Source organism: Uliginosibacterium sp. sgz301328 (assembly GCF_041807905.1).
Taxonomy (GTDB): Bacteria; Pseudomonadota; Gammaproteobacteria; order Burkholderiales; family Rhodocyclaceae; genus JBGVSA01.
In genome coordinates this window covers 37,390-51,128 of record NZ_JBGVSA010000018.1, presented here as the reverse complement: position 1 = coordinate 51,128, position 13,739 = coordinate 37,390, and the positions used below count along the sequence as shown (strand labels likewise).

The window sequence follows — 13,739 nt, the reverse complement described above, 5'->3', positions numbered from 1 at the left end:
GGCCTGCCGATCATTTCCAGGACTTTGCCCCGATCATGTCGTTGCGGCAGGTGCCGGCTTTGCATTCGCGCACGCGATCGCGCAGGTATTCGGCGCGGTCCCGATTGACGCGGTAGTTGCAGTCGACGTCGATGGCCCCTCGTTCCTCGCACGACGCATTACGGTACTTGATCCATTCGAGCTGGGTGCTCTTGAGTTGATCGCGCACCGGGTCCTTGATGAGTCCGCGCAGCTCGTTGTAGGCGCTGTTGAGTTCCTTGTCCGACTCGAGGAACAGCTTCGCAAAGCAGTACGTCTTGTCGTAGCTGGTCTTGTACTTGTCGCATTCGTTCGCGGCACGGGCGGCGAACGATGCGCCCGCCAGAAGGGCGACGGTCAGAACGGGAAGGATGGCGCGCATGAGTTTTTTCACGGAGTGACTCCACTTCGATCGGAATGAACTGACCCGCTGATTAAAGGATGCTTACGCAAGCGCTGCTTGCGGGTGAGGGACGCGCAGTACGCCCGCCGATGCGGCGGGGGGCATCCGGCTACATTGTGTCCGCGCTATCCACGGCGCTCCCTGTCGCCGATCATGTCGCCCGCGCGTTGCCGGCGTGGCGCCGACAACGGTCTCACAGGCGTTCGATCGCTTCGCGGATACGCTCGGGCTCGTCCTGGCGCAGGATGCGCGTCACCTTGGCGGCCACTTCGGCGGCGTCCGCGCGCAGGATCTCCTGCTTGACGTCGAGGATCTGCGACGACTGCATCGAGAACTGCCGCAGCCCCATGCCCAGGAGCAGTCGTGTGTAGGCCGGGTTGCCCGCCATTTCGCCGCACACCGACACCGGCAGTCCGGCGCGCGTGCCAGTCTGGATGGTCTGCGCGATGAGCCGCAGCACCGCCGGGTGCAGCGGATCGAACAGGTGGGCGACGGCTTCATCCGCGCGATCGATGGCCAGCGTGTATTGGATCAGATCGTTGGTGCCGATCGACAGGTACTGCAGGCGCTTGACGAACATTCCAAGCGCCAGCGCGGCAGCGGGCACTTCGATCATGCCGCCGACGGGGATTTTGTCGTCGAACTTGATCTTCTCGGTCTTGAGTTGCGTCTTGGCTACCGCCAGCGCGGCCAGTGCGGATTGGATCTCCTGCGCGTGCGCCAACATCGGAAACAGAATCTGCACCTTGCCATAGGCCGATGCGCGCAAGAGCGCCCGCAACTGCGTCAGGAACATCTGCGGTTCGGACAGGCTGTAGCGGATCGCGCGCAACCCGAGTGCCGGGTTGATCTCGGTACGCGGGCCGCCGCTGTTGAGCGTCTTGTCCGCGCCGATGTCGAGCGTGCGGATCGTCACCGGCTTGCCCGCCATGGCCTTGGCGACCGCGCGGTAGGCTTCGAACTGTTCGTCTTCGTCGGGCAGCTCGTCCCGGTTCATGAACAGGAATTCGGTGCGGAAAAGCCCGACACCGTCGGCTTCGACCTCGCGCGCCTGTGTCACGTCGCGCGGCAACTCGATGTTGGCGTAGAGCGAGACCGCTTCGCCATCGAGCGTGGCGGCGCGCATGGTGCGCAGTCGCTTGAGCTTGGAGCGTTCCAGCTCGCGCTCGCTGCGGCGCAGGCGATATTCCTCCAGCACCCGCTCGTCCGGGTCGACGATCACCACGCCGCGCGCACCGTCGATGATGATGACGTCATCTTCGCGAATGACCGCACGCACGTGGCGAAGGCCGACCACGGCCGGGATACCGAGGCTGCGCGCCACGATGGCGGTGTGCGAAGTCGCCCCGCCGACATCTGTCACGAAGCCGGCGATCTGGTTGTCCTTGAAGTGGATCGTGTCGGCCGGCGACAGATCGTGGGCGACCACGATGGTGCCCAGATCGGTTTCCTTCTTGTCCTTTTCCTTGCGCTTGGGAACTTGGCCGGGATGGCCGAGCAGCACCTTGAGGATGCGCTCCACCACCTGGATCACGTCGGCCTTGCGCTCGCGCAGGTAGGCGTCTTCGATGACGTCGAACTCTTCGAGCAGATGCTCCATCTGCTGCACCAGCGCCCATTCGGCGTTGCAGCGGCGCTCGGCGATCAGCTTGCCGGCGGCTTCGATCAGCAACGGGTCGTCCAGCAGCATGGTGTGCAGGTCGACGAACGCGCTGACCTCGGATTGCGCCGTGGTGGGCGTGGCGCGCAGGGCGCGCAGCTCGGTGCGGACTGCCGCGGCGGCGTCCTTCAGGCGAGCGATTTCGCCTTCCACATGGCGCGGCGCGACGAGGAAATGATTGACTTCAAGAAGCGCGTGCGAGACCAGGTGCGCCTGGCCGATGGCGATTCCTTGAGAAACGGGCAGCCCGTGTATGACGAATGGCATTCTTGCCCCTGAGTGCGGCTGCGGACATGGCAGGGCTCGCCTCTGACGGCCTTGCCGGTTTGTATTGCATCACCCGCGCCTGTGGCGCGGGTTGAAAGATTCTCGCCTGGGTGGGGGCCGCTGGAGCGGCCGCCGGGCGGGCGCAGTCGCGCGCTATTCGCGTTCGCCGAACTTGCTGGCGATGAGTTCCACGATGGCTTTGAGCGCCTCTTCGGCGTCGTCGCCTTCGGTCTCGACGGTCAGGCGGGTGCCCTGCGCCGCAGCCAGCATCATGACGCCCATGATGCTTTTGGCATTGACGCGGCGGCCTTGCCGCTCGAGCCATACATCGCTCTGGAATTGCGTGGCCAGTTGTGTGAGCTTGGCCGATGGCCGTGCGTGCAGGCCCAGTCTATTGGCGATTTCAGCTTCCGCGCGCGGCATTACAGACTTCCCCCCTTCATGTGGAGCACGCCATCGCAGCCTCCGGCGATGGCTTTCTGGATCACGGTTTCAATATCGTGCTTGTCACGATAGGTCAATATGCGAAGCAGCATCGGCAGATTGGCCCCGGCGATGCCTTCCACCCGACCCGGCTGGATCAGCTTCATGGCGATGTTCGATGGGGTAGCGCCGAAGATGTCGGTCAGGACGATCACGCCCTTGCCGCCATCCACCTGCGCCAGCCAGTCACGCGCCGTTGGCAGCAGGTCGAGCGGGTCGTCCTGCGCCGAGACCCCGAGTTGCGCAAGCTGCCGCGGTCGCCTGTTCAACACATGGCAAGCGCACTGGATGAGTGATTCACCCAGCGTTCCATGAGTCAATAGGAAGATGCCAATCATCTTTGCTCTCGAGCTTGCGACGGATCACAAGTGGATTGGTTTCATGCGTGCCCTTCGAGGCATGCAAGGCAGGCTGATTAATGTACCACTTCGCAGGCTATGCCCGGGCGAGGGCTCGACACGTGCTTGTTGCAGAATGCAACCGTCGCGTGCGATTGGCCGTCATTTGCCGCTGAGCGCGGCAATGCGTTCGTTGAAATATTGCTCGGGCCTTTCCATCGGCGGCAGGTAGCCGGGTTTGGGCGGCTGGCGGGACAGCTTCTGCAGGGCGCCGCGCAAGGCGGCGGGATCGATGTCGTTGGCGGCCAGCATGTCCAGCGCGAAACCATCCGCCGCCAGCTCGAACGACAACGGACAATCCGCCTGGAGCAGCCCACGCGCCAGCGCTGCCGCACCCGCATCGAAGTCGGAAAAATAATTGGCGACCGTGCTGGCGATCGGCGTGTGACGCACCGCGCGCTTGAGCGCGTGTCGGTAATACAGATGCCCCAACTCGTGCGAGAGCATTGCCAGGATCTGGCGATCGTCGCCGAGCAGGCTTACCAGTTCGTCGGTCACGATGACCTCGCCACCCGGCAAGGACATCACGGCGGCTCCCGCATCCCCGCCATGGCGAAACAGCAGACGATACGGAGGCGCGCCGGTGGACGATGCGCGTAGACCCGCGAACAGGGTGGTGAGCGTAGCCTGGCGTTCGGGGGCGAGCAGCGACGGACGCAAGGTCTCGGTGTCCAGCATCGCCAGGGTGCGGTCGGAGGCCGAGCGAATCCAGCTTGCCGGAATGCGTTCGGCCACGGCATCGGCGATCGCCGGTATTCCCCAGCGCCAGCCGATTGCGCACAGCAACAGCGCCAGCACGATGAGCGCGGCCGAGACGATCGGCCCCATCCGCCTGACCTTGCGATCCTCGCGGCGTGCGCGCGCCAGCACCTCATCGAAGGCAGTGACGTCATCGACCTCGCACACACTGCCGTCGGGCAAGTGCAGCAGACGCGGAGCGCCCGTGGTTCGATCGCTCAGCCCGATCTGGTCGAGCTCGAGTGCCTCGGCCCGCGTGTCATGCAGCAGCAGCGCGCCATCGACAGCCTCGATGCGCACGGCGCGCGGCGGCCGGCCGCCGCCGTCAAAACGGCGTGCGGCAACGGCCGACATGGTCGGGCTCCTTGGCTGCGCAATCGGGCGACATGATATTTGGGTATGAACCTGAGTGACGTGGCTGTAGCTAAATTAAGCGCGAGCCCCGCGGGGCAGCCTCGAAATGGCCCTTTGGTCTGTACCGATCCACATGATGTGACGATTGCCGCAGCGCACTGCGTCACGAACGGTCTTGACCCTACTGGCAACCCCGTTTTTCGAATGTCAGGAAGGTGCCTTGGCGGAGGGGCGAACTCTTGTGGGAAGCGAGCGGAGCAGGGCGCGCGCCAGGCGCGGCCCACTCCAATGGCATGAAGTCAGCCCTGCTTTTCCAGCGCCTCGATGACGCGTGCGGCGATGTCGAAGCCGGTCTGCTGCGCGATCTCGACCATGCAGGTCGGGCTGGTGACATTGATCTCGGTGAGCCGCCCGCCAATCATGTCGAGGCCGACGATCAGCAAGCCGCGCGCCCATAGCGTCGGCGCCAAGGCTTCGGCCACGGCGCGTTCGGCATCGGTCAGCGGCATCGCAACGCCGCGGCCGCCGGCGGCGAGGTTGCCGCGCGTCTCGCCGGCCATCGGAATGCGCGCCAGCGAATACGGCATGACTTCACCGCCGATCAGCAACACGCGCTTGTCGCCTTCGCTGATGGCAGGCAGATACTGCTGCGCCATGATGGTACGCGTGCCAAAGGCCGTGAGCGTTTCGATGATGGCGTTGCGATTGGGGTCGTCCGCGCGCACGCGGAAGATGCCCGAGCCGCCCATGCCGTCAAGCGGCTTGAGGATGGTGTCGCCCAACTCATCGATGAAAGCCTGGATGTCGCCGGCATGCCGCGCCACCAGTGTGGTCGGCGTGTGCTGCGGGAACTCGACGATCGAGACTTTCTCCGAATGGTCGCGAATGGCGCGCGGATCGTTGTAGACCCGAGCCCCCTGGCGCGAGGCGCGTTCCAGCAGCCAGGTGGCCGCCACGTATTCGGCATCGAAGGGTGGATCCTGACGCATGAGGATCGCGTCGAAGGCGGTCAGGTCGTACTGCTCCGCCGGCCCGGCACGATGCCAGTCATGGTCGTCGTGGGTGATCTGCAGCGCGACCGCGCTGGCGAAGATGCGCCCGTCGCGCGCACCGAGGCTTTCGCGCCCGATGGCAAAGACCTCATGCCCGCGCGCCACCGCGGCACGCATCATCGCGACGGACGAATCCTTGTAGGCCTTGAGGCGGTGCAGCGGATCAACGATGAAGGCGATCTTCACGCGGTGGCTCCTGCTTCCTGCACCTGCGCGGGGGCGGTCTGCTCGATCTCCACCGATGCGGCCAGCAGTGCCAGGCGACCTATCACGCCGTAGGCATAGAAGCGGTTCGGCGGCGAATCCGGCGGCTGCTTGCAGTCCGGCATCGAGCAGGGCGACTGGAAGGCCAGCGGCTCGAAGTGCATGCCCGGCGCGTTGAGGTTCTCATCGCGGCCGCGATCGCTGTTCACACGATAGAAGCCACCCACCACGTAGTGATCGATCATGTAGACCACCGGCTCGGCCACGCCACCACTGACGGTTTCGACCGTGGAGACGCCTTCCTGGATGATCACTTCACTGACCTGCAGGCCTTCTTTGATGACGCTCATCTTGTTGCGCTGGCGTCGGTTCAGGCCGACCACGTCGGCGGCGTCATGCACGGTCATCACGCCCATGCCGTAAGTGCCGGCGTCGGCTTTGACGATCACGAACGGCTTCTCATCCACGCCGTATTCGGCGTACTTCTTGCGGATGCGCGTGAGCAGTCCGTCGACCTGGCTGGCCAGGCATTCCTCGCCGGTGCGTTCGTGGAAATTGATCTCCCCGCAAGTCGCAAAGTACGGGTTGATCAGCCACGGATCGATGCCCAGCATGTCGGCGAACTTGCCGGCCACGAAGTCATAGGCCGCAAAATGCTGCGACTTGCGGCGCGTTGCCCAGCCGGCATGCAGCGGCGGAATCACCCACTGGCCTTCCAGGCCCTTGAGGATTTCCGGCACGCCGGCCGACAGGTCATTGTTGAGCAGAATGGCGCACGGATCGGCGCCCTCCACCCCCAGCCGCTTGCCACGGCGAACCAGCGGTTCGAGCAGCAACGAATCGCCATTGGGCAATTCGATAGGCGTGGGTTCGGTGATCTCCGGCAGCAGCGACCCGATGCGCACGCGCAGGCCGGTGTGGCCCAGGATGCTCGCCAGCCGCGCCACGTTCTGCAGATAGAACATGTTGCGCGTATGGTTTTCGGGAATCAGCAGGATGCTCGCCGCGTTCGGACAGATGCGTTCGATGGCGCTCTGCGCGGCCTGCACACAAAGCGGCAGGAAATCGGCGTTCAGGTTATTGAAGCCACCAGGGAACAGGTTGGTATCGACCGGCGCCAGCTTGTAGCCGCTGTTGCGCAGGTCAACCGATCCGTAGAACGGCGGGACATGCTCGCGCCACTGTGCGCGGAACCACTGCTCGATGGTGGTGGAATTGTCGAGAAAACGCTTTTCCAGGTCCTGCAGCGGGCCCGTCAGCGCGGTCTTAAGATGCGGCACCATGAGCCTACCTCGTGCGGATGTCGACAACGATGCGTCGGGTTTGCGATGTTACACCATGCCGCCGGGCGACCCCTCGCAGGGGGCTGTTGCCAGACCCGCAACGGGCGTGCGCGCGACGGTTCGTGCCCGATGCAAGGCGCGCAAGACTGATTCCCGCGCGCCTGGCCGCGCCGGATGTCGATGACGCGGCCCGCAATGGGCGCGAGAACAGGCCCAAGGGCAGGGCGAGCCGCTTTGTCGTAAAATCACCCGGTTTCCCCCTCATTCCAAGCATTTGACTCTCCACATGTTTTCCGGAATCGTCGCGACCGTCGGTCGCATTGAAACGGTCTCGCCCCTGCAGGACGGCGTCCATCTGACCGTCGACACTGGCGCCTGGGATCTGGCCGATGTCGCCCTGGGCGACTCCGTCGCCTGCAACGGCGTGTGCCTGACGGTCGTGTCCATCGACGGCGCCCGACTCAGCTTCGACGTCTCGCACGAGACGCTCGCGTGCACCGTCGGCCTGACTGCCCCTGGCGAGATCAACCTCGAAAAAGCGCTGCGCCTGGCCGACCGCCTGGGCGGGCACCTGGTCAGCGGGCATGTCGACGGCACGGGTGAAGTCCTGTCCTTCACGCCGGTGGCCGAGAGTCACGAACTCGTCATCCGCGCGCCGCGCGAGCTGGCTCCGTACATCGCGCGCAAAGGGTCGATCACCGTCAACGGCGTGAGCTTGACCGTCAATTGGGTACGGGGTTCCGATTTTTCAATCAACCTCATTCCGCATACCGTCGCCGTCACCACGCTCAAGCATCTGGTGGCCGGTGCGCGCGTCAACCTGGAGGTCGATCTGATCGCCCGCCATGTCGAGCGCATGCTCGAATGGCAGAGAGAATCACAAGAGGAGTCCGCTCGATGAGCGCTTGCACACTCGCCCCCATCCACGAAATCGTCGAGGACATCCGTGCCGGGCGCATGGTCATCCTGATCGACGACGAGGATCGCGAAAACGAAGGCGACGTGGTGGTGGCCGCCGACCACATCACGCCCGAGATGATCAACTTCATGGTCACGCACTGTCGCGGCCTCGTCTGCCTGACGCTCACCGAAGAGCGCTGCCGCCAGCTCGGCCTCGTGCAGATGGCGCGCGACAACCGTAGCCCGTTCTCGACGGCCTTCACGGTATCCATCGAAGCCGCCGAGGGCGTGACCACCGGCATCTCCGCACAGGACCGCGCGCGTACCGTTAAAGCTGCCGTTGCCCGCGGCGCGCGCCCCGCCGACATCGTGCAGCCGGGCCACATCTTCCCGATCACCGCCAAGCCGGGCGGTGTGCTGGTGCGCGCCGGCCACACCGAAGCAGGCTGCGATCTCGCGCGCCTGGCCGGCCTGGAGCCCGCTGCCGTGATCTGCGAAATCCTCAAGGAAGACGGCACCATGGCGCGCCTGCCGGACCTGGTGGAGTTCGCCAAGCTGCACGGCCTCAAGATCGGCGCCATCCGCGACCTCATCCACTACCGCAGCGCGTCCGAATCGCTGGTCGAGCGCGTCGCCGAAAAGACCGTGGCGACCGCGCACGGCGACTTCACGCTTAGCGCATTCGCCGACCGCAGTTCGGGCGAAATCCACCTGGCGCTGTCGCGCGGCGACATCCGACCCGAATCCGAAGCCTTGGTGCGGGTGCACGAGCCGGTCTCGGTGCTCGATTTCCTCGACCCGGACGCTGGCCGCCACACCTTCAGCATCAACGAATCGCTGCGCCGCATCGCCGCGCATGGCAACGGCGCGATCGTGCTGTTGCGCCGGCCCGAAGCGGCCAACGAAATCCTCGCCTCGCTCGGCGTCGAGACCGATCCGGAGCGCCCCGCCAAAAAGTGGGATCCGCGCATCTTCGGTATCGGCGCACAGATCCTGCGCAACCTCGGCGTCGGCAAGATGCGCGTGCTGTCCACGCCGCGCCGCATGCCGAGCATGACGGGCTTCGGGCTGGAAGTGACCGGCTACGACGCCCCCGACAACGAATGACCCTCGATTCGAAGAACTGAACAAACATGAGCCACTTTGCAAACATCGCCGAATTCGAACCCGACCTGAACGGCGCCGGCCTGCGTATCGGCATCGTCGTCGCGCGCTTCAACAGCAACATCGGCGAAGGCCTGCTGTCGGGGGCCGTGGCCGAACTGGCCGAGCGCGGCGTGGTCGATGGCGACATCCGCATTGCCACCGTGCCGGGCGCGCTGGAAATCCCCTTGGTACTGCAAGCCATGGCCAGGAGCGGCAAGTACGACGCGCTGGTCGCGCTCGGCGCCGTCATCCGGGGCGAGACGTACCACTTTGAAATCGTCTCCAACGAAATGGCCGCCGGCATCACCCGCGTGCAACTCGATACCGGCGTGCCGCTGGCCAACGGTGTGCTCACCACCGAAGACGACGACCAGGCCCTCGCGCGCATGAACGTCAAAGGGCGCGAATGCGCCGCCTGTGCCATCGAGATGGCCAACCTGCTCAAGGTACTGCGCTGATGAACGACACCACTCACAAGGACAACAAGAAGTCCTCGCGCCGCATCGCGCGCGAACTGGCGATGCAGGGCCTCTACCAATGGCGCATGAGCGGCAACTCGGTGCCGGTGATCGAAGACCACCTCGCCGCCGAATCCGACGACTGGGCGCGCGCCGATCGTCCGCTGCTCATCACGCTGCTGCGTGGCGCGTCCGACGACGCCGAAGCGCTGGAGGCGGAGTTCCTGCCTTTCCTTGACCGGCCGATCGACGAAATCTCGCCGATCGAGCGCGCCATACTGCTGCTGGCCACCTACGAGTTCGCCCATCGCCTGGAGACGCCGTATCGCGTCGTCATGAACGAAGCGATCGAACTGGCCAAGGAATTTGGCGGCACCGACGGCCATCGCTTCGTCAACGGCGTGCTCGACAAGCTCGCGGCCAAGCTGCGCCGCGTCGAAGTCGAACACGCAGCCAAGCAGCGGGGCCGATAAGCCGCCTTCATGCCCGGCGAATTCGATCTGATCCGGCGGCGCTTCACGCGCAGCGTCACGCATACCGATCTGGGCGTGGGTGACGACGGAGCGCTGTTCACGCCGCGCGCCGGCATGCAGATGGTGGTGTCGACCGACATGCTCGTGTCGGGCACGCACTTCTTCGCCGACGTCGCGCCCGAACTGCTCGGCTGGAAAGCCGCCGCGGTGAATATCTCCGACATGGCTGCGATGGGCGCCGAGCCGCGCTGGATGCTGCTGGCGCTGTCGCTGCCGCACCTGCGCGACGAATGGGTCGCCGCCATGGCCAGCGGGTTTCACGGATGCTGCGCCGGCTTCGGCGTCGACTGGGTTGGCGGCGACACTACGCGCGGCCCGCTCAACCTGTGCCCCACGATCATCGGCGAAGTCCCGCACGGGCAAGCGATCGTGCGCTCCGGCGCGCGGGCCGGCGACGACATATGGGTCTCCGGGGTGCCGGGCCTCGCCGCACTCGGGCTGCGCGCCCTGCGCGACGATCTGCCGCTGGCCGACGACTGGCGCGAGCGCTGTGTCGGCGCGTTGCACAAGCCCACGCCGCGCGTGGCGCTGGGCGTGGGACTGCGCGGGCTGGCGACGGCGGCGTTGGACGTTTCCGACGGTCTGTGCGGCGACCTCATGCACATTCTCGAGCGCTCGAACGTCGCCGCCGTGCTGTCCGATGTCGAATGGCCGCTGCAACCGCTCATCGCGGCGTGTGGCGACGCATTGCTGGCGCGACGAACGTTCCTCGCCGGCGGCGACGATTACGAACTACTCTTTACTGCGCCCGCCCATCGTCGCGCCGAAGTCGAAGCCTTGTCCCTGCGCCTCGCACTGCCGCTGGCACGCATCGGCGCCATCGAAGCCGGCTCGCCCCACATCGAACTGCTGCTGGACGATGGCTCTCGCCTGCCGATGAACACGCGCGGCTTCGACCACTTCTCCTGACACCATGGCCTTCACTACAAAAACCGGCGCCGTGCGGCCCACCGTGCGGCTGGCGCTCTCGCACCCGGCGCATTTCCTCGCGCTCGGCCTGGGCAGCGGTCTGTCGCCCGTCGCGCCCGGCACGATCGCATCCTTCGTCGCCTGGGGCGTGTTCTGCCTGATCGCGCCGCGCTTCACCGATCTTTCCTTCGCGATCTTCCTCGCCGTGTGTTTCTTCGCTGGCGGGTTGATCTGCGACCGCACCGGGCGCGCGCTGGGCGTGGTCGACCACGGGGCCATCGTGTGGGACGAATTCGTCGCCGTGTGGTTGGTGTTGTGGCTGGTGCCCGCGACCTGGCTGTGGCAATTCGCAGGCGTGGTGGTGTTCCGCTTCTTCGACATCGTCAAGCCCTGGCCGATCCGGCAGGCCGACGCACGCTTCAAGAACGGCATGGGCGTCATGCTCGACGATCTGCTCGCCGCCGGTTATTCGCTGGTCGTCCTGGCCATCGCGTGGCGGGTGCTGATGTGAGCGCGCTGCTCGACTTTGTCCTGACGCTCGATCGGCTCAAGAGCGTCGATCGTCGCAACAGCGTGGCCGGCGGGGCGCGTTTCGAAAACACCGCCGAACATAGCTGGCACGCGGCGACGATGGCGCTGGTGTTGCGCGAAGCCTGCGCTTTCCCCGTCGACGCCCACCGCGCCTCGCGCATGCTCCTCCTGCATGACGTGCCGGAGATCGAATGCGGCGACACGTTCCTGTACGACGCGGCACGGGCCGACGCATCGCAATCCGAGGCGCTGGCGCTCGATCGGTTGCTGACCGGTCTGCCGGCCGACGCCGCTGCCGAGATGAAGGCGCTGTGGCACGAATTCACCGACGCAGTCACGCCCGAGGCGCGCTATGCGTATGCCATCGACCGCCTCATGCCGGTGTTGCTCAATATCGCCAACGATGGCGATGTATGGCGTCGGCATGGCGTTTCGCGCGATCGCGTCTTGGCGATGAATCAGCCGGTGGCGGAGGTGTTTCCGTCGTTGTGGCCGATGGTGCGGGCGCGCATTGAGGCGATTTTTGATCGCATCGATGGTGGCGCGTGAAATAGCGGGAAGGGGTTTGTGGCGTACGATATGCGGAGACGCCCTTACGCTCTAGCAGCTACCGTTGCTTTCCTTGGATGAAAGAACCTCTCTCGCTTGGTTCTTTGTAGTTGGAGCTTAGTCCCGACTGCTCAATTGCGTTGGCCGGGAGTCTGCTCGTCTGCTGAGCACGCGTATTCCTGCGTGGGGTTTCGTCTATCAGCGGTGGTCTCGACTGCTCAGGCTGCTGTCCGCTCCAGTAGGCTGGTGATTGTGGCTTCAGAGCTTTTCTTGCTAAGTGCCTCGCCGTTCTTAGGTAGTCCCGACTGTAGATGCCCGACGGCCGGGAGTTCGCCCCGGCGGGCGAGTAACTTCGTGACGTGTTGTGCGTGTACCGCAAAGCGCATGCGACACGCGCAGCGAGGTTTCAGATGTTGCGAGTAGTGCGTAGAGAGGAAAAGTGGAGCGCCATCCGCCTATTCGAACGGGTACGTTGTTCGATCGGCAACGACGTTTGATTGGCGAGAGCGCCAGCACAAACACAAGCACTTAGAAACAGGGGCTTTGGCCTTCCCCCAGAACAACCATGTTGCGTGGTGTGGGCACCCCATTCAGCGTCGCCGAGCAGCACAGGGCGAGAAGGTTGCGGCGTAGCCGTCGGCGAGGACTGTCTGAGCCGACGCAGGAGGCGAGTTCCGCAGCCGCCTTCTCGACCGCGCAGCGCAGGGGATCGGCCGCAGGCCGACGATGCTGTGGGGCCGCTTCTTTGGTGACTTTCTTGTCGGGGACAAGAAAGTTACTCGCCCGCCGGGGCGAACTCCCGGCCAACGTACCCAAGCAGCCGTGACCACGCCAGGACAACCAAGCAGCAAGGAAGAAAGGGCTCTTATCGCTGCCCGCGCAGGTCGCCCATGGCGGATGACGCTTCGCTCTTCCGCCCTACCTCCCTACCGCGACAACAGTTTCTGTCGAGCAACAGGCGACAAAAGCGAACTCCCTGGGCAACGTAATCAACAGTCGAAACCCAACTCGAACAACCAGGCACCAAGCGCTTTTCCCGCCAGCGAACGCCGGCAGCCGAGTCCCACGCGAAACAACGGCGAGCGCCGCGCAGCCTCGCCAAGAGGGCTTCCGCCAACGTCCTAACTCGACGTCCGCAACTCAATCCCAGGCAGGATGCCACGCAACTCTTCGAGCAATGCAGCCGGCATTGACACATGAGTGGTCAACCCCGCCGCATCAGGGTTGGGCGTCGGGCGAAACTCCTGGATCACGAACCTCTCGCAACCCAAGGTCTTCGCACATCGCACCAACAATCGCGCGGTGTCATCGGACACCACCTGTGGGTGATACGTGAGCCGGCATTCGTAGGGCACGCCCGAGCGCGCCACCAGCGTGGCACTGTGATAAGCGTTGTTGCCGCTGCCGGGGGCGCCCGTGAGTGCCGCGTATTCTTCCGGCGAAGTCTTCAGATCCAGCCCCACCCAATCGAGCATGCCGAGCAGGCGCGCGAGGCGATCCGGGTAGGCGCCGCCCGTGTGCAGCCCCACGCGAAAGCCCATCTCCTTCACCCGCGCGATGGCCTCCGGCAGTGCGCGGTCGACGGTGGGTTCGCCGCCCGAGAACACCACGCCGTCCAGCCAGCCGATGCGCTTGGCGAGCTTTGCTTCCACCGCGCTCCAGTGGATCGACGGCGGTACGCTGCGTTCCTGCAGTTCCGGGTTATGGCAATACGTGCAGCGCCACGGACAGCCCTGCAGGAAGACGACGGCCGCGATGGTGCCCGGCCAGTCGACGGTCGAGAAAGGCTGGAAGCCGGCCACGCGCAGACGGTTTTGCCACGGCTGTGCGTGATCGCCCATCTGTTGCCTTCC

15 protein-coding genes are annotated in these 13,739 nt (G+C 65.1%); 7 read left to right on the top strand and 8 right to left on the bottom strand.

Annotated features, from left to right (window positions below):
- Positions 1 to 10 precede the first annotated feature (10 nt).
- The 7 genes from ACDA63_RS14310 to gshA all read right to left on the bottom strand — a co-directional run bounded on the left by ACDA63_RS14310 (position 11) and on the right by gshA (position 6,860).
- Positions 11 to 412 carry a lysozyme inhibitor LprI family protein gene (locus ACDA63_RS14310; RefSeq protein WP_373663947.1) on the bottom strand — a complete coding sequence of 134 codons (402 nt, stop codon included), beginning with the start codon at positions 410 to 412 and terminating at the stop codon, positions 11 to 13.
- A gap of 202 nt (positions 413 to 614) precedes the next feature.
- On the bottom strand, positions 615 to 2,348 hold the full coding sequence (ptsP, locus tag ACDA63_RS14305) for a phosphoenolpyruvate--protein phosphotransferase (protein WP_373663946.1): 1,734 nt from the start codon (positions 2,346 to 2,348) through the stop codon (positions 615 to 617).
- 153 nt (positions 2,349 to 2,501) lie between these two features.
- Entirely contained in the window at positions 2,502 to 2,771 is a 270-nt protein-coding gene (locus ACDA63_RS14300) for an HPr family phosphocarrier protein (RefSeq protein WP_373663945.1), read from the bottom strand.
- Complete coding sequence (locus tag ACDA63_RS14295; RefSeq protein ID WP_373663944.1) at positions 2,771 to 3,169, bottom strand: PTS sugar transporter subunit IIA; 399 nt, start codon at positions 3,167 to 3,169, stop codon at positions 2,771 to 2,773. The genes ACDA63_RS14300 and ACDA63_RS14295 overlap by 1 nt, the downstream gene beginning before the upstream one ends.
- A gap of 162 nt (positions 3,170 to 3,331) precedes the next feature.
- Positions 3,332 to 4,321, bottom strand: coding sequence for a M48 family metallopeptidase (locus tag ACDA63_RS14290; protein ID WP_373663943.1), 990 nt, complete (start codon positions 4,319 to 4,321; stop codon positions 3,332 to 3,334).
- Positions 4,322 to 4,620: 299 nt separating this feature from the next.
- Positions 4,621 to 5,559, bottom strand: a complete 939-nt coding sequence (gshB, locus tag ACDA63_RS14285) for a glutathione synthase (RefSeq protein ID WP_373663942.1) — start codon at positions 5,557 to 5,559, stop codon at positions 4,621 to 4,623.
- Positions 5,556 to 6,860, bottom strand: coding sequence for a glutamate--cysteine ligase (gene gshA, locus ACDA63_RS14280; RefSeq protein ID WP_373663941.1), 1,305 nt, complete (start codon positions 6,858 to 6,860; stop codon positions 5,556 to 5,558). Before gshA ends, gshB begins: the two co-directional genes overlap by 4 nt.
- A 286-nt stretch (positions 6,861 to 7,146) precedes the next feature.
- Between gshA and ACDA63_RS14275 the strand changes: the two genes are divergently transcribed.
- Genes ACDA63_RS14275 through ACDA63_RS14245 form a run of 7 tightly spaced genes read left to right on the top strand, consistent with a single transcriptional unit; the run spans position 7,147 to position 11,886 of the window.
- Positions 7,147 to 7,761, top strand: coding sequence for a riboflavin synthase (locus ACDA63_RS14275; protein ID WP_373663940.1), 615 nt, complete (start codon positions 7,147 to 7,149; stop codon positions 7,759 to 7,761).
- Complete coding sequence (gene ribBA / locus ACDA63_RS14270; RefSeq protein ID WP_373663939.1) at positions 7,758 to 8,867, top strand: bifunctional 3,4-dihydroxy-2-butanone-4-phosphate synthase/GTP cyclohydrolase II; 1,110 nt, start codon at positions 7,758 to 7,760, stop codon at positions 8,865 to 8,867. Before ACDA63_RS14275 ends, ribBA begins: the two co-directional genes overlap by 4 nt.
- 26 nt (positions 8,868 to 8,893) lie before the next feature.
- The gene (gene ribH / locus ACDA63_RS14265) at positions 8,894 to 9,364 is read left to right on the top strand and encodes a 6,7-dimethyl-8-ribityllumazine synthase (RefSeq protein ID WP_373663938.1); all 471 of its coding nucleotides are present in this window, start codon (positions 8,894 to 8,896) and stop codon (positions 9,362 to 9,364) included.
- The gene (gene nusB / locus ACDA63_RS14260) at positions 9,364 to 9,837 is read left to right on the top strand and encodes a transcription antitermination factor NusB (protein ID WP_373663937.1); all 474 of its coding nucleotides are present in this window, start codon (positions 9,364 to 9,366) and stop codon (positions 9,835 to 9,837) included. Before ribH ends, nusB begins: the two co-directional genes overlap by 1 nt.
- A 9-nt stretch (positions 9,838 to 9,846) precedes the next feature.
- The gene (gene thiL / locus ACDA63_RS14255) at positions 9,847 to 10,806 is read left to right on the top strand and encodes a thiamine-phosphate kinase (RefSeq protein WP_373663936.1); all 960 of its coding nucleotides are present in this window, start codon (positions 9,847 to 9,849) and stop codon (positions 10,804 to 10,806) included.
- Between the two features lie 31 nt (positions 10,807 to 10,837).
- A complete protein-coding gene (locus ACDA63_RS14250) occupies positions 10,838 to 11,317 on the top strand; it encodes a phosphatidylglycerophosphatase A (RefSeq protein ID WP_373663975.1) in 480 nt (159 codons plus the stop codon).
- Positions 11,314 to 11,886, top strand: a complete 573-nt coding sequence (locus tag ACDA63_RS14245) for an HD domain-containing protein (RefSeq protein ID WP_373663935.1) — start codon at positions 11,314 to 11,316, stop codon at positions 11,884 to 11,886. The genes ACDA63_RS14250 and ACDA63_RS14245 overlap by 4 nt, the downstream gene beginning before the upstream one ends.
- 1,121 nt (positions 11,887 to 13,007) lie before the next feature.
- Here ACDA63_RS14245 and ACDA63_RS14240 read toward each other — a convergent pair.
- Positions 13,008 to 13,727, bottom strand: coding sequence for an anaerobic ribonucleoside-triphosphate reductase activating protein (locus tag ACDA63_RS14240; protein ID WP_373663934.1), 720 nt, complete (start codon positions 13,725 to 13,727; stop codon positions 13,008 to 13,010).
- Positions 13,728 to 13,739 lie beyond the last annotated feature (12 nt).